Origin of the sequence: Streptomyces cyaneochromogenes, assembly GCF_003963535.1 — a bacterium.
GTDB classification, from domain to species: Bacteria; Actinomycetota; Actinomycetes; order Streptomycetales; family Streptomycetaceae; genus Streptomyces; species Streptomyces shaanxiensis.
Genome location: NZ_CP034539.1, coordinates 7,304,617 through 7,323,013, shown reverse-complemented (window position 1 = coordinate 7,323,013; position 18,397 = coordinate 7,304,617). Strand labels below are relative to the sequence as shown.

The 18,397-nt window shown below is 71.0% G+C and carries 19 protein-coding genes and 1 pseudogene; 5 read left to right on the top strand and 15 right to left on the bottom strand.

Going from position 1 to position 18,397, the window contains the following annotated elements:
- Positions 1-24: 24 nt before the first annotated feature.
- The 3 genes from EJ357_RS33505 to rimP all read right to left on the bottom strand — a co-directional run bounded on the left by EJ357_RS33505 (position 25) and on the right by rimP (position 1,910).
- Positions 25-321 (bottom strand): YlxR family protein, encoded by a 297-nt coding sequence (locus EJ357_RS33505; protein WP_126395444.1) that lies wholly within the window; start codon positions 319-321, stop codon positions 25-27.
- Positions 322-423: 102 nt separating this feature from the next.
- Positions 424-1,410, bottom strand: coding sequence for a transcription termination factor NusA (nusA, locus tag EJ357_RS33500; protein ID WP_062702002.1), 987 nt, complete (start codon positions 1,408-1,410; stop codon positions 424-426).
- A 2-nt stretch (positions 1,411-1,412) separates the two neighbouring features.
- Positions 1,413-1,910, bottom strand: a complete 498-nt coding sequence (rimP, locus tag EJ357_RS33495) for a ribosome maturation factor RimP (RefSeq protein ID WP_126395443.1) — start codon at positions 1,908-1,910, stop codon at positions 1,413-1,415.
- Positions 1,911-2,130: 220 nt separating this feature from the next.
- Between rimP and EJ357_RS33485 the strand changes: the two genes are divergently transcribed.
- The 3 genes from EJ357_RS33485 to EJ357_RS33475 are packed head-to-tail and all read left to right on the top strand — an operon-like array spanning position 2,131 to position 4,117.
- Positions 2,131-2,703: a hypothetical protein gene (locus EJ357_RS33485; RefSeq protein WP_126395442.1), complete on the top strand. Its 573-nt coding sequence runs from the start codon at positions 2,131-2,133 to the stop codon at positions 2,701-2,703.
- Positions 2,700-3,167 (top strand): ferritin-like domain-containing protein, encoded by a 468-nt coding sequence (locus EJ357_RS33480; RefSeq protein ID WP_126395441.1) that lies wholly within the window; start codon positions 2,700-2,702, stop codon positions 3,165-3,167. Before EJ357_RS33485 ends, EJ357_RS33480 begins: the two co-directional genes overlap by 4 nt.
- A gap of 50 nt (positions 3,168-3,217) precedes the next feature.
- A complete protein-coding gene (locus EJ357_RS33475) occupies positions 3,218-4,117 on the top strand; it encodes an aminoglycoside phosphotransferase family protein (RefSeq protein WP_126395440.1) in 900 nt (299 codons plus the stop codon).
- Between the two features lie 165 nt (positions 4,118-4,282).
- Here the strand turns inward: EJ357_RS33475 and EJ357_RS33470 are convergent, their stop codons facing one another.
- The 5 genes and pseudogenes from EJ357_RS33470 to EJ357_RS33455 all read right to left on the bottom strand — a co-directional run bounded on the left by EJ357_RS33470 (position 4,283) and on the right by EJ357_RS33455 (position 6,870).
- The gene (locus EJ357_RS33470) at positions 4,283-4,843 is read right to left on the bottom strand and encodes a hypothetical protein (RefSeq protein WP_126395439.1); all 561 of its coding nucleotides are present in this window, start codon (positions 4,841-4,843) and stop codon (positions 4,283-4,285) included.
- Positions 4,844-4,870: 27 nt separating this feature from the next.
- Positions 4,871-5,080, bottom strand: coding sequence for a hypothetical protein (locus EJ357_RS49600; protein WP_228472690.1), 210 nt, complete (start codon positions 5,078-5,080; stop codon positions 4,871-4,873).
- Between the two features lie 202 nt (positions 5,081-5,282).
- A pseudogene (locus EJ357_RS50790) lies at positions 5,283-5,540 on the bottom strand (WhiB family transcriptional regulator); the annotation flags it as partial.
- Positions 5,537-6,283, bottom strand: coding sequence for a BN159_2729 family protein (locus tag EJ357_RS33460; protein ID WP_175647610.1), 747 nt, complete (start codon positions 6,281-6,283; stop codon positions 5,537-5,539). The gene EJ357_RS33460 and the pseudogene EJ357_RS50790, both read right to left, overlap by 4 nt.
- Positions 6,280-6,870, bottom strand: a complete 591-nt coding sequence (locus EJ357_RS33455) for an RNA polymerase sigma factor (RefSeq protein WP_228472689.1) — start codon at positions 6,868-6,870, stop codon at positions 6,280-6,282. Before EJ357_RS33455 ends, EJ357_RS33460 begins: the two co-directional genes overlap by 4 nt.
- A gap of 276 nt (positions 6,871-7,146) precedes the next feature.
- Here EJ357_RS33455 and EJ357_RS33450 point away from each other — a divergent pair, with 276 nt between their 5' ends.
- Positions 7,147-7,572, top strand: a complete 426-nt coding sequence (locus EJ357_RS33450; RefSeq protein WP_126395437.1) for a helix-turn-helix domain-containing protein — start codon at positions 7,147-7,149, stop codon at positions 7,570-7,572.
- Between the two features lie 207 nt (positions 7,573-7,779).
- Complete coding sequence (locus EJ357_RS33445) at positions 7,780-8,007, top strand: hypothetical protein (RefSeq protein WP_228472688.1); 228 nt, start codon at positions 7,780-7,782, stop codon at positions 8,005-8,007.
- Positions 8,008-8,163: 156 nt separating this feature from the next.
- Here EJ357_RS33445 and EJ357_RS33440 read toward each other — a convergent pair whose 3' ends face one another.
- From EJ357_RS33440 to EJ357_RS33410, 7 genes are all read right to left on the bottom strand, one after another.
- Complete coding sequence (locus EJ357_RS33440; protein WP_126395435.1) at positions 8,164-9,867, bottom strand: proline--tRNA ligase; 1,704 nt, start codon at positions 9,865-9,867, stop codon at positions 8,164-8,166.
- A 71-nt stretch (positions 9,868-9,938) separates the two neighbouring features.
- Positions 9,939-10,505: a GNAT family N-acetyltransferase gene (locus tag EJ357_RS33435; protein WP_126395434.1), complete on the bottom strand. Its 567-nt coding sequence runs from the start codon at positions 10,503-10,505 to the stop codon at positions 9,939-9,941.
- 165 nt (positions 10,506-10,670) lie between these two features.
- A complete protein-coding gene (locus tag EJ357_RS33430) occupies positions 10,671-11,519 on the bottom strand; it encodes a GNAT family N-acetyltransferase (protein ID WP_126395433.1) in 849 nt (282 codons plus the stop codon).
- A gap of 239 nt (positions 11,520-11,758) precedes the next feature.
- On the bottom strand, positions 11,759-12,916 hold the full coding sequence (gene ispG / locus EJ357_RS33425; RefSeq protein ID WP_126395432.1) for a flavodoxin-dependent (E)-4-hydroxy-3-methylbut-2-enyl-diphosphate synthase: 1,158 nt from the start codon (positions 12,914-12,916) through the stop codon (positions 11,759-11,761).
- 169 nt (positions 12,917-13,085) lie between these two features.
- Positions 13,086-14,378, bottom strand: a complete 1,293-nt coding sequence (locus EJ357_RS33420) for a M50 family metallopeptidase (protein ID WP_175647864.1) — start codon at positions 14,376-14,378, stop codon at positions 13,086-13,088.
- 8 nt (positions 14,379-14,386) lie between these two features.
- Positions 14,387-15,643, bottom strand: coding sequence for a 1-deoxy-D-xylulose-5-phosphate reductoisomerase (gene dxr, locus EJ357_RS33415; protein ID WP_126395430.1), 1,257 nt, complete (start codon positions 15,641-15,643; stop codon positions 14,387-14,389).
- A gap of 385 nt (positions 15,644-16,028) precedes the next feature.
- Positions 16,029-17,963: an acyl-CoA dehydrogenase family protein gene (locus tag EJ357_RS33410; RefSeq protein WP_126395429.1), complete on the bottom strand. Its 1,935-nt coding sequence runs from the start codon at positions 17,961-17,963 to the stop codon at positions 16,029-16,031.
- Positions 17,964-18,397 lie beyond the last annotated feature (434 nt).

Genomic DNA, 18,397 nt, shown 5'->3' with positions numbered 1-18,397 from the left:
CACGGCGGTTCCGCACGACGCTTCTTACGGTGTTGCCTGCTCAGCAACTGTTGTCTGCTCGACGTACCGGCGCAACGCCTTTGTGTCCAGCGCTCCCGGGGCGCGCAACGCCCGCGTGAACGCCCGACGGCGTACCGCCTGGTCGAGACAGACCAGGGCGGGGTGTACATACGCACCCCGGCCGGGCAGCGTACCGCTTGGATCAGGGACGCATTCGTCCTTGATCGCCACGATGCGCAGCAGATCAGCCTTGGCCGCTCGCTCCCGGCACCCCACACAGGTGCGTTCAGGGCATGCGCGGACGCGTGTCCGGCCAGACACAGCTAAGTCTACCTCCCCGTACCGACCTCACCCCTTTGGGGCAGGATTCGAACAGTTGCCGGGCGATAACCTGACGTGATCTAAGCGACCGGCGGCTTGGATCTATTCCCCGGCCTGCTCGGTGTCCGGGCGGATGTCGATCCGCCAGCCGGTGAGCCGGGCGGCAAGCCGGGCATTCTGCCCTTCCTTGCCGATCGCCAGGGACAGCTGGTAGTCGGGGACGGTCACGCGTGCCGAGCGGGCCGCCATGTCCACGACCTCCACCTTGGAGACCCGGGCGGGCGACAGCGCGTTCGCCACCATCTCGGCCGGGTCGTCCGACCAGTCGACGATGTCGATCTTCTCGCCGTTCAGCTCGCCCATGACATTGCGCACCCGGCCGCCCATGGGGCCGATGCAGGCGCCCTTGGCGTTCAGGCCGGAGCGGGTGGACCGTACGGCGATCTTGGTGCGGTGGCCGGCCTCCCGGGCGATGGCCGCGATCTCCACCGAACCGTCGGCGATCTCCGGCACCTCCAGGGCGAAGAGCTTCTTCACCAGGTTCGGGTGGGTGCGGGACAGGGTCACGGACGGCCCGCGCACGCCCTTCGCCACCCGGACGACGTACGACCGGATCCGCATGCCGTGCGGATACGTCTCGCCCGGGACCTGCTCCTGCACCGGCAGGATGGCCTCCAGCTTGCCGATGTCCACGAGCACGTTCTTCGGGTCGCGGCCCTGCTGGACCACGCCGGTGACGATGTCGCCCTCGCGGCCGGCGTACTCGCCGAGCGTCGCGTCGTCCTCGGCGTCGCGCAGCCGCTGCAGGATGACCTGCTTGGCGGTGGTGGCGGCGATACGGCCGAAGCCGGACGGGGTGTCGTCGAACTCGCGGGCCTCCTGGCCCTCCTCGAGGTCCTCGGGGTCCTCCTTCGCCCACACGGTCACATGGCCGGTCTCCCGGTTCAGCTCCACGCGCGCGTGGCGGCGGCTTCCCTCGGTGCGGTGGTAGGCGATGAGGAGGGCCGACTCGATCGCCTCGACCAGCAGGGGGAAGGAGATCTCCTTCTCCCGTACCAAGCCCCGCAGGGCGCTCATGTCGATGTCCACGGCTACGCCTCCTCTTCCTTCTTGTCCTTGCGGCTGAACTCGACCTGCACGCGCGCCTTGTCGATCTCCGGGAAGCCGAGTCTGCGGCTGGTGGCCTTGCGGCCCTTCACTCCGGGCACTTCGAGGTCGAGGCCTTCGTCGTCGACCTTCATGATTCGGGCCACCAGCTCGCCGCCCTCGGCCAGCTGGAACTTCACCAGCCGGTCGACGGCGCGCACGTAGTGCCGGTGCTCCTTGAGGAGGCGTTCCGCGCCCGGGGTGCCGACCTCGAGGGTGTACTCGCCCTCGCCCATCGCGTCCGTCTCGTCGAGCTTCGCCGAGAGCACACGGCTCACATCGGCGACCTTGTCCAGGTCCGCCCCGGTGTCGGAGTCGACGACGACGCGCAGCACTCGCTTGCGTCCGACGGAGTCCACGGCGATCTCTTCGAGATCCAGACCCTGGGAGCTGACGAGCGGTTCCAGAAGTTCTCGCAGCCTCTCGCTCTGGGTGGTGCTCATCCGGGTGACTCCTCGGCCGCGTGTGCTGTTGTGGGATGGGTCGCGTGTCTGGTCAAAGGGTATCGGGTCGCAGGGTGTGTTGCCGTCCACCTGCACGCGAACGGCGCCGATGAGTGGTGCCGTCCGATTGCGCGGGTACCGTGATCACGGGCCAGCGGCCCGTTGATTGCGCAACTGCTTCCGTAACTGCTTTCGTACGAGTTCCCCGAGGACGTCTGCCGTGCCGTACCCCTCGCCGCCGCGCTCCCCCTCGGGACCGCGCAGAAGGACCCTGCTCGTCTCGGCCGCCGGGGCCGCCCTGCTGGTGGGCTGCTCCTCCGGGTCCGAGGACTCGGACGGCGCCACGAGCGGCAGCCCGTCGCTCACCGAGCGGGCACGCGCGCGTGCGGCCCGGGAGAGCGAGGGCATGGTCGAGCGGTACGACGCGCTGCTCGCCGCCCATCCGGTGCTGGCGGGGCTGGTGGGGCCGTTGCGGGCGGAGGCCGTACGGCATGCGGAGGCGTTCGGCGGCGGATCCTCCGGGACGGCCGGAACCTCCGGGCCGTCCGCGGGCTCTTCCACGACGTCCGGGGCGCCGCGGGACGGGAAGGCGTCGCCGTCGGCCTCCCCGTCGGCCGCCGTGCCGGCGAACGAGAAGGACGCCCTCGCCGAACTCGCCGCGGCCGAGCGTGCGCTGGCGGACCGGCGGGCGAAGGCGCTCCTCGACGTGCCGGGCGAACTGGCGCGGCTGCTGGCCTCGGTGGCGGCGGCCGGGGCCGCGCACGCGTATCTGCTGACGGAGGGGGCCAAGTGAGCGAGACGGGCAAGAAGCAGCGGGTGAAGGCTCTCCAGGCGGCGCTCGCCGCCGAGCACGCCGCCGTGTACGGATACGGGGTCGTCGGCGGTCGCATTCAGGAAGGGCAGCGCTCGGAAGCACGCGCGGCCTACGACGCGCACCGGGCGCGGCGGGACGCGCTGGCGCGCGAGGTACGCGACCTGGGCGCCGAGCCGGCGGCCGCGAGCGCGGCGTACGCGCTGCCGTTCCCGGTGCCGGACTCGGCCGCTGCCGTAGCCCTCGCCGCCGAACTGGAGGACCGGGTGGCCGGGGTGTATTCGGACCTGGTGCGGGCAGCCGGGGGTGAGTTGCGGGGCACGGCGGCCGAGGCGTTGCGGGAGGCGGCGGTGCGGGCGGTGCGCTGGCGGGGCGAGAGCGTAGCCTTCCCTGGGCTCGCCGAGCGGTCGGGCACCACCTCGGCATCGGCGGCGCCCAGCGCGTGACGCGAGCCGCAGAACACGTACGGGCAGTACGGGAAGGGAACCACTCGCGCATGGCTTTCGAACCGCCGCAGCGTCTGGTCAGGGCGCTCGGTGAGACGGCACCGGACGGTGACGACTGGTTGGAGAAGCTGCCGGAGGCGGCCCGCCAGGCCGTCGCGCTACGCGAGTTGACCGTTGAGCGGGTGCAGATGCCGGGCGGGCGCAGCAGCCTGGTGGTGCTGGTGCGGCGCCCCGACGGGACCCCGGCCGTGCTGAAGCTGGCCCCGCCCCGGGCCCGCCCGGAGAGCGAACGGGCGGCGCTGGCGCACTGGGGTGGGGCGGGCGCCGTACAACTGCTCGACGAGCCCCCTGTCGAGGGTGTGCTGTTGCTGGAGCGGCTTCACCCGGATGTGTCGGTGCGGTCCTTGCCCGAGGCGAAGGCGTTGCTGGAGGCGGCGGGGACGTTGCGGCGGCTGTGGGTCGAGCCGCCCGGCGAGCACCGCTTCGAGACCGTCGCCGAGCGGACGGGCCGGCAGGCCGAGGCGATGCGGGCGACCGCGTCGGGCGATGCGGGGGTATCGGCGCTCGTGGATGCCGCTCTCGCCGCGCGTACGGAGTTGCTGACCGCGCCGCCCGAGCGGCGGTTGCTGCACGGGACGTTTCGGCAGAGCAAGGTGCTGGCCGGGGAGCGGATGCCGTGGTTGGCGGTGGGGCCGGATCCGGTGGTCGGTGAGTGTGCGTTCGATCTGGCCCGGTTGGTGCGGGATCGGGTGGAGGATCTGATCGCCTCGCCGTCGGGGGCGGCGACGACTCGGCGCCGGGTGAAGCGGCTTGCGGAGTCGCTGGACGTGGACCAGGAGCGGCTGCGCGGCTGGACGTTGTTCCGGGCCGTGGAGTCAGGGGTGCGGGCGCTTCGGGTGGGGCGGCCGAAGGACGCGGAGTTGTTGCTGGAGTTCGCGGGCTGGCTGTAGGGGCGGCGGGTCGGCACCGGGTCGCGGACAGCGGCGCGTGCCGTGGACCGGCCCACGCCCCCCTGCCATGGGTGCCTGCAGGGGGGCGTGGTGGGTCCGGCCGACGTGCCTCCCGAGCCTGCCGGCCGGAGTCTCGTGGGGTTCCCGCCGCGGCCCTCGGGGCCTTCAGTGGTCGCCGGGCCGCACGGGCCGAACGGGCCGCACCGGCGCAGGCCGCTTCTCGGCCGGCGCGGTGAACAAGATCCCCTCCATGGCCAGCAGGTGGATGTGCCTGCGGAGGTGAGCCGCCTGGTCCAGAGGTGCCTGACCGTCTCCTCGTGGAGGCGCGGTGGCGGGCTCCGTGCAGGGGACGTGCGTGAACAGCGGGAGGTCGGCGGGTGCCAGCCGCCAGGACAGCTGCTGTCCTCCGGCTTCGAGGCGCAACAGGTGGCTGCCGCCGGGGCCGTCGCTGTCGGTGACGGGGGTGAGGACGGCGCTCGACGGGTGCAGCACCGCCAGCCACGCAAGGAGGTGTGCGCGTTCGAGCAGGGCGCGGGTCAGTTCCCGCTCGTAGGAGTCGGCGTGCCGCTGCCAGCGGTCGCGCTCCTGCCGGCAGTCATCCAGGTCCAGCGCGAGGCGGTGAGGTGGCTCGGCCGGCGGCCCGAGGGTCCGGTCAGGAGGGCCCGGGGTCCGGGGGCTGCCGGCCCCGGGCTCGTCGGGCGAGCGGTCCGACGGGGGCGAGGGCATGGGGTACTCCGGTGGCGGTGGACGGGGTCAGTTGTGGTCGCCGGGGCGTGGCCCGGCCGCGTTACGGGCCGGGTCGCGGGTCCGGGCGTCCTCCTTCTGGCTCTCGTTGGTCTCGTTGGTCTCGTTGGTCTCATTGACCGCGTTGACTCTGTTGACTTTGTTGATCGCCCTGATCGCGCTGATCGCGAGTGGAGCCGGTGCGGCGGTAGCGGCCGGCGCCACGGGCGTTGGCGGCACGGCATGCCTCGTCGACGGGTTCGCCTCGGCTCAGATGGCGTTGGTAGGCCGCCCGGGTTCCGCAGGGGGCGGGCTGCCGTCGCGGAGGTCCGCCGGGTTCGCGCGCCGCGGCGGGATCTGCGGGCGGCCCGGCCTGCCGACGCCGCTCGGGCGCCGGCCGCTGCTCCGTCTGCCGGTTCGCGCTGCGCTCCAGTGCATGGCGCTGGGGGCCGGTCAGCCCGGCGATGACGCCCTGGCGACGGCACCGGGGAAGGCCCTTCTCCCGTTGCAGCACGGCGGCCCGACAGGGATCGAGCACGGGGCAGGACGCGCAGATCTCGACAGCCGCGGCCCAGGACCGGCGCGAGAACCAGAGGTCCGCGTCCCGTTGCCGGCAGGCCGCTCTCGCCTCCCAGACCCGCGAACCCCCGTCCGCCCCTGCGTCGGCACGGGTTCGTCGGACCGGGCCACCGCGGCTCATCCGACCGGCCCGGTCGTGCCGCCCACCGGCGTGCCTGTCCGCACCGGGGACAGCGGCCCCAGATGAGCCGCCACATTGGCGAGCGAGCACCGCTCGGGCCGGCCGACCAGGGACATCAGGGGCATGCCGTCGTGCTTCCGGCAGCCCTGGAAGTACCACACGTCCCCGTGCGCGTCGCGCTGCGGAAGCGCCAGGTCGTACGTGGCGCCGCCGAGCCGGAAAGGACGCGGCACCTGTCCGGTAGAGGTACTCGCAGGTGCCGCGGTGGCCCCGTGGGCGACCACCGTCACCCGGACGCCGCTGTGTTCCCCCTCCCCGATCGCCGTGTGGGGGCGGGTGCCCTCCCCGACCACCGCGATGCCGAAGTACGCACGCCAGCGGGCCCATTGGGCGGGACCCTCCACGCGGAGCACGACCCGCACACGGTCACCGTCGACGCGGACGCCGGAAGGCCCCGGGTGCCCGGTCAGGCGGCGCTCGATGACGCGCGCGACGGACCGCGCCCGGTCACAGGAGGCGTCCCAGGCCAGCGCCTGCCGCTCCAGGTCGGTGACCGGGCGCGGGGCCCGGGACCAGCCGCCGTCCGGCGCCGTCCGGTGCAGCACCGCGCCGAAGGAGCGCTCGGGGTCGACGAGGAGGCGGGCCAGGTCGAGTGCGTGCGCGACGGCGGTCGCCTGTTCGGACCGGACGGTCTCCAGTACCGCGCTGATCACGCCGACGGCGTGCGGGAGGTTGCTGTTCACGCGGACACCGCCCCGGTCGGCCGGCGCAGCTTCCGCAGTGCGCGGTAGGTCAGGGTCTTGACCGCGCCGACGCTCCGGCCCATCGCCAGGGCGGTCTCCTGCGCCGTCAGTTCGTCGAGGAAGCGCAGTTCCACGCAGTGCCGCTGATGGGCGTTGAGGGTGTGCAGGGCGGTGCGGACCGTCTCGTGCGCCTCGACGGCCTCCAGTTCGCGCAGGGCGAGCGCCTCCGTGTCCCGCCAGGACTCCGGGGGGTCGTCGAACTCGGCGACCGGGGTCTCCAGCCTGGTGCGGCCGTGGGCGAGTTCATCGAGGTAGAGGTTCTTGGCGATGGTGGTCAGCCAGGCGGCGAAGGCCGTGCCCTGCCAGGTGAAGGCGTCGATACGCCGCAGGGCTCGGGTGAACGCCTCCTGGGTCAGGTCCTCCGCCAGGTGTCTGTTGCGTGTGCGCACGAGAAGAAAGCTGTACACGAGGCGGTAGTGCTCGTGGTACAGGGCGGCGAACGCCCCACGGTCGCCCGTGCGGGCTCGGGCGACCAGTTCGGGTTCCGGGCCGTCCGGGGCCATGGTGACGTCGTCCGTTAAGGGCACGGTCGGTTCTCCCGTCGTGTCGTTTCGAGGTGCGGAGCGGAGACTTCTCGCCCCGTCGCATCTTCAATATTCATGTAGATGTAGATTCGCGAGACGAACGTCAGCGACCCACGCCAGGGGCCGCGATCCACATCCGGAGCCATCTACAGTCTTCACGTAGATGCATATCGTGTCAACCGGTCCACAGGGCGTGAGGGCCGCCTGCCCCGTAGCCCGCACCGGGCCGATCTGCGATCTACTTGCGCTTGTAGATATCGATGACCGATCCTCGGATGCGTGACGAACCACCAGAGCCGCCCAGGAGACCCGGACACCGGCCAGGAGCAACCTTCTCCCCGGGACGAGGACCTGGCGGCTCTGCTCGAACGACTTCTGGCTCAGGCCCCGGACAGGACCCAGAAGGACCTGGCCGCGGAGGCCGGCATCTCCTACCCGACGCTGAACGCCTGGGTGAACCGGACGCGCGGCACCTCGCGCATCGATCCGGAGAAGCTGCGGGCCATGGTCGAGGTGTTCCGGCGCTGGGGCGTGCGGACGACGCCGAGGGAGTTCTTCGAGGCGGTGGGCCGCCCCGTGCCGGGCCCCAATGGGGACGAGCGCGAGGCCCGGCTGCTGAAGCTGTACCGGCAATTGCCGGAGGCACGTCAGCGCGCACTGCTCAAGGACGCCGAGGCGATGCTGCAGGTCAGCCGCATCGTGTGAGGTCGGCGGCGGCAGGCCGCCCCGCGGGCCGGGACGTCGGCGTCCGTCGCGTGTGACGGACGTGGTCGGTGCGACGGAGGAATATGACGAAAGTCCGCACGGCCGCGACCGCCGTCGGTACCATCAGTCAGCCGCTGACCTCCCGGAGCGGATCACTCCATGCCGTAGTGCATCCCTGGGGAGACAGCTGTGTGCATCCACATCGTCATGACGGACGATCTGGCGAGAATCGCGATCTGGGACCCGGACGAGGTCAGTATCCGCGTCGCCAGAAGCGCCCCGGCACGTGACGCACTCCAGGAAGTACGGGACATCCTGATGATCGACCTCGGCGCCCCAGTGTCACGAGGGGGGCCGATGCGCTGCTTCTGCGGTATGCGCGTGGAGCTTCCGTACGAACTCCTGCCCTGCTTCCTCACGGCGGAGGCGGGCTGAGCCCGCGTCAGCCCGTCCGGGCGGCCCCGGCGGCCTGCTCCGTCGACCAGCCGGGAGCCTCTCTTCCGACCAGCGGGGAGCCCCTCTTGACCAGCCGGGAGCCCCTCTTGGGACCGCAGCCGCGGTGCCTTCCGAGGGGCTCCTGCACGCCTTCGCTCACGCCGTCAGGCGGGCGATCGCCTCGTCCACCGTCAGCTCCTCGCGCTCACCGGTCCTGCGGTCCTTGAGCTCGACGACGCCCTCGGCCGCGCGCCGCCCGGCCACCAGGATCTGCGGGACGCCGATCAGCTCGGAGTCGGTGAACTTCACGCCCGGCGAGACGCCCGCCCGGTCGTCGCACAGGACGCGCAGGCCGGCCGTGGCCAGCTTCTCGGAGACGTCCAGGGCGAGTTCGGTCTGCAGCGCCTTGCCCGCGGCGACCACGTGCACGTCGGCCGGGGCGACCTCGGCGGGCCAGCACAGGCCCTTGTCGTCGGCGGTCTGCTCGGCGAGGGCGGCGACGGCGCGGGAGACGCCGATGCCGTAGGAGCCCATGGTGACGCGGACCGGCTTGCCGTTCTGGCCGAGGACGTCGAGCTTCAGCGCGTCCGCGTACTTGCGGCCCAGCTGGAAGATGTGGCCGATCTCGATGGCACGGTCCAGCTTGAGGCCGGTGCCGCAGTTCGGGCAGGGGTCGCCCTCCTGGACGACCACGACGTCGACGTACGCGTCGACCTCGAAGTCACGGCCCGCGACGACGTTCTTGGCGTGCGTGCCTTCCTTGTTGGCGCCGGTGATCCAGGCCGTCCCGGGAGCCACGCGCGGGTCGGCGACGTACTTCACCTTCTCGCCCAGACCCTGCGGACCGACGTAGCCGCGCACCAGGTCGGGGCGGCCCGCGAAGTCCGCCTCGGTGACCATCTCGACGACGGCCGGGGCGAAGTGGGCCTCGACCTTGTCCATGTCGACCTCGCGGTCGCCGGGGACGCCGACGGCGACGATCTCGCCGTCGACCTTCACCAGGAGGTTCTTCAGGGTGGCGGAGGCCGGGACGCCGAGGTGGGCGGCGAGGGTCTCGATGGTCGGGGTGTCCGGGGTGGGGATCTCCTCGAGCGCGGCCGCGCCGTCGGCGTCCACCGGCTTCAGCTCGTACGTGATCGCCTCGGTGTTGGCCGCGAAGTCGCAGTTCGGGCAGTCCGCGAAGGTGTCCTCGCCGGCGCCGGCCGGGGCGAGGAACTCCTCCGACTTGGAGCCGCCCATCGCGCCTGCGGTGGCGGCGCAGATGCGGTAGTCGAGGCCGAGGCGCTCGAAGACGCGCTGGTAGGCCTGGCGGTGCAGGGCGTAGGACTGGGCCAGGCCCTCGTCCTCGGTGTCGAAGGAGTAGGAGTCCTTCATCAGGAACTCACGGCCGCGCAGGATGCCGGCCCGCGGGCGGGCCTCGTCGCGGTACTTGTGCTGGATCTGGTAGAGGATGACCGGCAGGTCCTTGTAGGAGGACGCCTGGTCCTTCACCAGCAGGGTGAAGATCTCCTCGTGGGTCGGGCCGAGCAGGTAGTCGCCGCCCTTGCGGTCCTTGAGGCGGAACAGCTCCTGGCCGTACTCGTCCCAACGGCCCGTGGCGTCGTACGGCTCACGCGGCAGCAGCGCGGGGAGCAGCACCTCCTGGGCGCCGATGGCGTCCATCTCCTCGCGGACGATGCGCTCCACGTTGGCGAGGACCCGCTTGCCGAGGGGCAGCCACGACCAGATACCGGCCGCCGTGCGGCGGACGTAGCCGGCCCGGACGAGCAGCTTGTGGCTGAGTACCTCGGCGTCCGCCGGGTCGTCGCGCAGCGTCTTCGCCATCAACTGGGACATGCGCTGGACCGGTGCGTTCGCCATGGTTCTCGTACTCCTGCTGGTTTGGGTTATGGCAGGAGGTTAGCCGGGGGGCAGGGGGCGGTGGAAATCGGTTAGCGGCGGCGGAGCGGGAGGGGGGCGCCCATGACGGCGTACGGCTTCGGGGCGCTGGGGAAGAGGACCTGGCGGGCGAGGTCCGTGTAGCCGAGGGAGTGGTAGAGGCCGCGGGCCGGGCTGTCGACGTCGATCGCCGAGAGGATCGAGCGGGGTTCGGTGGCGCCGTCCGTGATCGTGGTGATCAGGGAACGGCCGACGCCGCGGTTCTGGTAACGGGGGTGAACGTGGAGTTCCGTGATGACGAAGGAGTCGTCGAGCCAGGCGTCGTGGCCCTGGGCCCGGAGGTAGGGCTCCACGACGGTGGACCACCAGTGGGTGCGGTCGTTGGGCATGCCGTAGACGAACCCCACGAGGTTGCCTCCGGCGGTGGCGCCGAGGGCCCTTGCTCCTGGGTAGGTCACGTGGCGCAGGACGATCTGGCGGCGTACGGCAACCTCGTCGGGGCCCAGGCCGAAGGCCACGGCTTGGACTGCCAGGGCCTCGTCCACGCGGGCTGAGAGGTCCAGTGGGCCGATCACGATGTCGTCGGGGTGGCGGCGGTGTCCGTGACCGGGTAGACGCATGTGGGGAGCGTACCGGTGCACTTCAGTGGTTTGCGCCGGGGACTTCGGGTTGTCCGTCCGCTGCGGGCGGTGGGGGCTTGGTCGCGCCCACGCGGCGGAGCCGCGTATCGATACAGACCCGCGCCCCTGAGGGCACTGCCCCGCCGCCTTTGGAAGGGAACAAGATCAGAACAGGACGCTCATGAACGCGCCCACCTCTTGGAAGCCCACCCGCTGATACGTCCGCCTCGCCGCCGTGTTGAAGTCGTTCACGTACAGGCTGACCACCGGGGCGACGTCGGCGAGGGCGTAGCGCAGGACCGCCGCCATGCCGGGGGCCGCCAAGCCCTGGCCCCGGTACTCGGGGGCCACCCACACCCCCTGGATCTGGCAGGCCCGGTCCGTCGCCGCCCCGATCTCCGCCTTGAAGACGACCTTGCCGTTCTGGTCGAGGCGGGCGAAGGAGCGGCCGGAGCCGACGAGTTCGGCGACCCGGGCCTGGTAGAGGAGGCCGCCGTCGCCGGCCAGCGGCGATACGCCGACCTCCTCGGTGAACATCGCCACACAGGCCGGCATGATCGTTTCCATCTCGTCCTTGCGGATGCGGCGGACGTACGGATCCGGGGTGATGTCGGTCGGCATGCGGTCAGTGATCATGAGCGGCTGGTGGGCGCGGACCTCGCGGGCCGGACCCCAGCCGGGTTCCAGCAGGCGCCACAGCTGGCCGGTGGATTCGGCGGGGCCGACGATGGAGGAGCAGCGGCGGCCCGCGCGCCGGGCCCGGTCGGCGAAGGCCCGTACCGCTCGCGGGGTCGCGCAGATCGGGACGAGGTTGGCGCCCGCGTAGCACAGGGACGTCAGCATGCCGCCCTCGTACCAGCCCCACATCTCGCCGCCGAGGCGCCACGGGTCGAGGCCGGCGATCTGGACGCGGGACGTCACGAAGGCGTTCGCGACCGGCTCGCGGTCGAGGACGGCGAGCGCGGCGTCCAGGTCACTCGGATCGAGCACCCGTGAGGTGGTCTGGGTCAACACGTGCGGGGGCCCTCCGGGGAACTGCAGGTCTCCGCACTGTACCTGTGGAAGCTGAGCGACGCTGCCCGTGGAGGTCGGCGACCGTTGAGGAGGGACCGTCTGCTGCGGTCCCGCCCCTGGGGGATACCGCCCCCAGACCCCCGCTTCAGCCCCGAAAGGGCCTCGTCCTCAAGCGCCGGACGGGCTGGGACTGCCTGGACCGGCGCCGGGAAGCGGCCCTCGGCAGAACACCGGCCCCGTCAGCCCGCCACCGCAACCGACGGCTCGCCCGACTCCACCCCGTCCGCCTCCATCTGCTCGGCCAGCTTCATGGCCTCCTCGATGAGGGTCTCGACGATCTTGGACTCGGGGACGGTCTTGATGACCTCGCCCTTGACGAAGATCTGGCCCTTGCCGTTGCCGGAGGCGACGCCGAGGTCGGCCTCGCGGGCCTCGCCGGGGCCGTTGACGACGCAGCCCATGACGGCGACGCGGAGGGGGACCTCCATGCCGGTGAGGCCGGCGGTGACCTCTTCGGCCAGCTTGTAGACGTCGACCTGGGCGCGGCCGCAGGACGGGCAGGAGACGATCTCCAGGCCGCGCTGCTTGAGGTTCAGGGACTCCAGGATCTGGATACCGACCTTGACCTCCTCGGCGGGAGGCGCGGAGAGCGAGACGCGGATCGTGTCGCCGATGCCCTGCGAGAGGAGGGCACCGAAGGCGACCGCGCTCTTGATCGTGCCCTGGAACGCCGGGCCCGCCTCCGTCACACCGAGGTGCAGGGGGTAGTCGCACTGGGCGGCGAGCTGCTTGTATGCCTCGATCATGATGACCGGGTCGTTGTGCTTGACCGAGATCTTGATGTCCCGGAAGTCGTGCTCCTCGAAGAGGGAGGCTTCCCACAGGGCCGACTCGACCAGGGCCTCGGGCGTCGCCTTGCCGTACTTCTGCAGCAGGCGTCGGTCGAGCGAGCCGGCGTTGACGCCGATGCGGATCGGCGTGCCGTGGTCCTTGGCGGCCCGCGCGATCTCCTTGACCTTGTCGTCGAACTGCTTGATGTTGCCGGGGTTGACGCGGACCGCGGCGCAGCCGGCCTCGATGGCCGCGAAGACGTACTTCGGCTGGAAGTGGATGTCCGCGATCACCGGGATCTGGGACTTGCGGGCGATCGTCGCGAGGGCGTCGGCGTCGTCCTGCGTCGGGCAGGCAACGCGCACGATCTGGCAGCCGGAGGCGGTGAGCTCGGCGATCTGCTGGAGCGTGGCGCCGATGTCCGACGTACGGGTCGTCGTCATCGACTGGACCGAGACCGGGGCGTCCCCGCCGACCGCCACGGAGCCGACCTGGATCTGCCGGCTCCGGCGGCGCTCGGCAACCCTGGTCGGAACGGACGGCATGCCGAGAGAAATCGCAGTCATCTGCTGTGCAACCCCAAGTCGTGGATCAAGGTCCGGTCCCGTCAGCAGCGGGCTCCAGGCTTCGAGATTACGGCACGGGCGTTCACCCCAGCACATCACGCCCTGTAAACCCACTCAATGGAAGGCGGCCCGGGACATAGGATCCCGGGCCGCCTCGAACGCCGTGTGACTAGGAGATTCTGACCGGGTTAACGAGATCCGCGACCAGCACCAGCAGGGTGAAGCAGATGAAGACGCTGGCGACCACGTACGCCACCGGCATCAGCTTCGCCACATCGAAGGGGCCCGGGTCCGGGCGGCGCAGCACCTTCGCCGTGTTGCGGCGCAGCGACTCCCACAGGGCGCCCGCGATATGGCCGCCGTCGAGCGGCAGCAGCGGGAGCATGTTGAAGAGGAACAGGGAGAGGTTGAAGCCGGCCAGCAGGAACACGAAGGTGGCCAGCTGTTGTGAGGCGGGGATGTCGAGCGTCGCGATCTCGCCGCTCACCCTCGCCGCGCCGACGATGCCCATCGGGGAGTCCGGCTCACGGGGGCCGTCCCCGAAGGCCGCGTCCCACAGGGCGGGGATCTTGGAGGGCAGGGCCACCAGGGAGTCGACGGCGTCGCCGACCCGGTCGGTCATCCAGGACACGGAGTCCCCGAAGTCCTGTTTGACGACGCCGGTGGCCGCGCTGAAGCCGAGGAAGCCGGCCTTGATGTACTCGCCCTCGACATACGCCCCGCTCGCGTCCTTCTTCACGACGCGATTGGTGGCGATCTTCGCCTCCAGGGTGACCTGCTCGCCCTTGCGGTCGACGACGATCGGCACCTCTTTTCCGGCGCTGTCGCGGATGAGGTCGGAGAGGGTGTTCCAGTCGTCGGTCCGGACCCCGGCGAAGGAGACGATCTTGTCGCCGGCCTTCATGCCCGCGGCCGCGGCCGGGGACTCGGGGTCGGACGCCTTGCACTCGTCGCGTTTCTCGGTCTGGGCGATGACGCACGGGGAGACCGAGCTCACGGTGGTGGTCTGCTGCTGGATGCCGAAGCCCATCAGCACGGTGAGGAACAGGCCGAAGGCGAGGACCAGGTTCATGAACGGGCCCGCGAACATCACGATGACCCGCTTCCACGGCTTGCGCGTGTAGAAGAGGCGGGTCTCGTCGCCCGGCTTGAGCTCCTCGAAGGCGGCCGAGCGGGCGTCCTCGATCATGCCGCGCCACGGGGACGTGGAGCGTGCCTCCAGGCGGCCGTCCGGGCCCGGCGGGAACATGCCGATCATGCGGATGTAGCCGCCGAACGGGATCGCCTTGATGCCGTACTCGGTGTCGCCCTTCTTCCGCGACCAGAGGGTCGGGCCGAAGCCGACCATGTACTGCGGCACTCGGATGCCGAACAGCTTGGCCGTGGACAGGTGGCCCAGCTCGTGCCATGCGATCGAGAAGAGCAGCCCGACCGCGAACAGCACTATGCCGAGGATGAACATCAGGGTCGTCATGCACGGGCCTCCGCCGTGTGTGCCGCCAGTTCCCGGGCCCGCCTGCGCGCCCAGGTCTCCGCTTCGAGGACGTCCGCGACGGTGAGAGAAGTTCCCGCACTCGGGGCGCCGTGCTCCTCCACCACCCGCGTCACGGTCTCCATGATCCCGTTGAACGGCAGCGCGCCGGCCCGGAAGGCCTCCACGCACTCCTCGTTGGCCGCATTGAACACCGCGGGTGCCGTGCCCGCGAGCCCGCCCACGTGGCGCGCGAGGTTCACCGACGGGAACGCGTCGTTGTCGAGCGGGAAGAACTCCCAGGTCGACGCCTTGCTCCAGTCGAAGGTGGGCGCGGCGTCGGGGACGCGCTCCGGCCAGCCGAGGCCGATGGCGATCGGCCCGCGCATGTCGGGGGGCGTCGCCTGGGCGATCGTGGATCCGTCCGTGAACTCAACCATCGAGTGAACATACGACTGGGGATGTACGACGACCTCAATGCGGTCGAAGGAAATGTCGTAGAGCAGGTGCGCCTCGATGACCTCCAGACCCTTGTTGACGAGGGTCGCGGAGTTGATCGTGATGACCGGGCCCATCGCCCAGGTGGGGTGGGCGAGGGCGTCCTCGACGGTCACGTTCGCCAGCTCGGCCTTCGTACGGCCGCGGAAGGGGCCGCCGGACGCCGTGACCACGAGTTTGCGTACGTCGGCGCGTGAGCCGGACGCCAGCGCCTGGAACAGGGCGGCGTGTTCGGAGTCGACCGGGATGATCTGCCCGGGCTTGGCGAGCGCCTTGACCAGGGGGCCGCCGACGATCAGGGACTCCTTGTTGGCGAGCGCGAGAGTGCGGCCCGCCTCCAGGGCGGCGAGGGTCGGGGCGAGGCCGATGGAGCCGGTGATGCCGTTGAGGACGGTGTGGCAGTCGGAGGCGGCGACCTGCGTGGCCGCGTCCGGGCCGGCGAGGATCTCGGGGAGCGGCTCCCCCGTGCCGTACTGGGCCTGGAGGGCTTCGCGCAGCGCCGGTACGACGTCCTCGCGGGCGACCGCGACGGTCCGCGCCCTCAGCCGGTACGCCTGCTCGGCGAGGAGGGCGACCCGGCCGCCGTTGGCGGAGAGGGCGGTGACCCGGAACCGGTCGGGGTTGCGCAGCACGAGGTCGATCGCCTGGGTGCCGATCGACCCGGTGGAGCCGAGGATCACCACGTCCTTGGGGCCGTCGCCCGCCACGGGGTCGTAGACGAGATGCGGGTCGGCGAGAGGGGCTGGACTGTCGCTCATGGCCCCCATTGTGTCGGGTCGCGCTCGCGTCCGGGGACACACGTCCGACCCTCCCCGGACGTGTGTCCCCTCTCCCCCCGCGGGAGGCGGCCCGGCATGTCGGTTGTGTCAGTTGCCGACGTGGTCGACCTCACGGTCGTTGCGCTCCTGCACCGGCCTGTTGCCCACCGGGAAGAGCTCTTTGCAGGCGGCGACCTGCTCCGGAGTGACGTTCACCTCGTTCTCCAGGCGGTGTGGCCGTTGTTCACCAGCTCCGCGGTGACCGGCCTGTGGTTTACGGTGCCGGCCTTGCCCCGCTCGGCCGTGAGGACCGGGCGGGGAAAGCGGGAAAAGGGCAGGGAAAAGGGGACCGGGCTCAGCCCGGTCCCCCTTCGGTCCCGTCACCTCAGCGGATCGGCCGGTGCACGTTCTCCCGTTCGCTCGGGCCCGGCGTCGCGTCGGCGATCCACACGCCGCCGTCGTCCGACGGGTCGACGATGCCCTGCTCCAGCCACTCGTACGTGCCCGCCATCACGCCCTTGACGACCTTGCGGTCGAGGTCGTCGGTGTTGGACCACAGCCGGCCGAAGAGCTCCTCGATCCGCAGCCGGGACTGCCGGCAGAAGGCGTCGGCGAGCTGGTACGCCTCACGGCCGTGCTCGCCCTGGGCGCGCAGGTGCTCGGCGCGCACACAGGCCGCGCTCATGGCGAACAGCTCCGCGCCGATGTCGACGACACGGCCCAGGAAGCCCTGCTTGGTCTCCATGCGGCCCTGCCAGCGGGACATGCCGTAGAAGGTGGAGCGGGCGAGCTTGCGGGAGGTGCGTTCGACGTAGCGCAGGTGCGGGGAGAGGTCGACGCCGCGCTTGAACTCGCCGTACGAGTAGGGCAGTTGACCCTGTCCCGCGACCAGCTTCGGCAGCCACTTGGCGTAGAAGACGCCGGCGTTCGCGCCCGCCTTCGCCTTGTCCTGGAGGGACTTGTCGGGGTCGATGAGGTCGCCGGCGACCGACAGGTGGGCGTCGACGGCCTCGCGGGCGATGAGGAGATGCATGATCTCCGTCGAGCCCTCGAAGATGCGGTTGATGCGCAGGTCGCGCAGGATCTGCTCGGCGGGGACGCCGCGCTCGCCGCGCGCCCGGAGCGAGTCGGCCGTCTCGAAGCCGCGGCCGCCGCGGATCTGGACGAGTTCGTCGGCGATGAGCCAGGCCATCTCGGAGGCGTACAGCTTGGCGAGGGCGCCTTCGATGCGGATGTCGTTGCGGTCCTCGTCGGCCATCTGCGAGGCGAGGTCGGTGACGGCCTCCAGGGCGAAGGTGGTGGCCGCGATGAAGGAGATCTTCGAGCCGACGGCCTCGTGGTGGGCGAGCGGCTTGCCCCACTGCTCGCGCGCCGCCGACCACTCGCGGGCGATCTTCAGGCACCACTTGCCGGCGGCGACGCAGGACGCGGGCAGGGAGAGCCGCCCGGTGTTCAGCGTGGTCAGCGCGATCTTCAGGCCGGCGCCCTCGGGGCCGATGCGGTTGGCGGCGGGGACGCGGACCTGGTGGAAGCGGGTGACGCCGTTCTCGATGCCGCGCAGGCCCATGAAGGCGTTGCGGTTCTCGACCGTGATGCCGGGCGAGTTGGTCTCGACGACGAAGGCCGTGATGCCGCCCTTGTGGTCCTCGGACTTGGGGACGCGTGCCATGACGACCAGGAGGTCGGCGACGACGCCGTTGGTCGTCCACAGCTTGACCCCGTCGAGGACGTAGTCGTCCCCGTCCGGTACGGCGGAGGTGGCCAGGCGCGCCGGGTCCGAGCCGACGTCCGGCTCGGTCAGCAGGAAGGCGCTGATGTCGGTGCGGGCGCAGCGCGGCAGGAACCGTTCCTTCTGCTCGGGGGTGCCGAACAGCTTGAGCGGCTGCGGTACGCCGATCGACTGATGGGCCGACAGCAGCACGCCGATCGCGGGGGACGCCGAGCCGGCCAGGGCGAGGGCCTTGTTGTAGTAGACCTGGCCGAGGCCGAGCCCGCCGTACTTGGTGTCGATCTTCATGCCGAAGGCGCCGAGTTCCTTGAGCCCGTCGATCACGTCGTCGGGGATCCGGGACTCGCGTTCGATGAGGGCGCCGTCGACCTTCGTCTCGACGAAGTCGCGCAGTTTGGCGAGGAACTCCTCGCCGCGCTGGGCCGCCTCGTCGGTCGGCATCGGGTGGGGGTGGATGAGGTCGAGGCGGAAGCGGCCGAGGAACAGTTCCTTGGCGAAGCTGGGCTTGCGCCACTCCTGCTGCCGGGCCGCCTCCGCCACCTGGCGTGCCTCACGCTCAGTGACAGTAGGCTTCGTGGGTGCTGCGGACATGAGGCTCACCTCGCCGCGAATCGGGATCTTGGGCCGTTTGGTTACCGACGGGTGCTACCCGATCGTATGTACCCGATTCCGGGCGCCCCCACCACCCCACGCGCGCCTGTTCAGCCGATGTTGACGGAGTACGCCTTGGTGTCCAGTCGCCCCGTGCCCTTGAAGACCTCGGTGCCGGACTCGATGCGGAGACGTACGTGTCGTCGCTCAGCAGGTTGCGCCGGACGAGTGCCTGGGTGAAGTCGTCCAGGTCGAGGGTCTTGCGCTTCTTGGACAGGCACGGTCGGCGGTGTTGCATCGGGGGGTCCTTCCGGGGGACGGTTCCGGTACGACCTCCCCGTGGCCGCCGGCCCGCCGGGAGGTTGCGCCCACCGCGCCGACAGTCTCGTACGAGAAAAGCTGTCGAAGCGCTTCGACAACCTATGGACACCCGC

Excerpts from the sequence above, each read along its gene's own strand:
- EJ357_RS33440 (WP_126395435.1), bottom strand. The coding sequence starts at position 9,867 with ATGGCGAACGCACCGGTCCAGCGCATGTCCCAGTTGATGGCGAAGACG.
- EJ357_RS33435 (WP_126395434.1), bottom strand. The coding sequence starts at position 10,505 with ATGCGTCTACCCGGTCACGGACACCGCCGCCACCCCGACGACATCGTG.
- EJ357_RS33475 (WP_126395440.1), top strand. The coding sequence starts at position 3,218 with ATGGCTTTCGAACCGCCGCAGCGTCTGGTCAGGGCGCTCGGTGAGACG.
- rimP (WP_126395443.1), bottom strand. The coding sequence starts at position 1,910 with ATGAGCACCACCCAGAGCGAGAGGCTGCGAGAACTTCTGGAACCGCTC.
- dxr (WP_126395430.1), bottom strand. The coding sequence starts at position 15,643 with ATGAGCGACAGTCCAGCCCCTCTCGCCGACCCGCATCTCGTCTACGAC.
- ispG (WP_126395432.1), bottom strand. The coding sequence starts at position 12,916 with ATGACTGCGATTTCTCTCGGCATGCCGTCCGTTCCGACCAGGGTTGCC.
- EJ357_RS33420 (WP_175647864.1), bottom strand. The coding sequence starts at position 14,378 with ATGTTCATCCTCGGCATAGTGCTGTTCGCGGTCGGGCTGCTCTTCTCG.
- EJ357_RS33410 (WP_126395429.1), bottom strand. The coding sequence starts at position 17,963 with ATGTCCGCAGCACCCACGAAGCCTACTGTCACTGAGCGTGAGGCACGC.
- EJ357_RS33470 (WP_126395439.1), bottom strand. The coding sequence starts at position 4,843 with ATGCCCTCGCCCCCGTCGGACCGCTCGCCCGACGAGCCCGGGGCCGGC.
- EJ357_RS33445 (WP_228472688.1), top strand. The coding sequence starts at position 7,780 with ATGACGGACGATCTGGCGAGAATCGCGATCTGGGACCCGGACGAGGTC.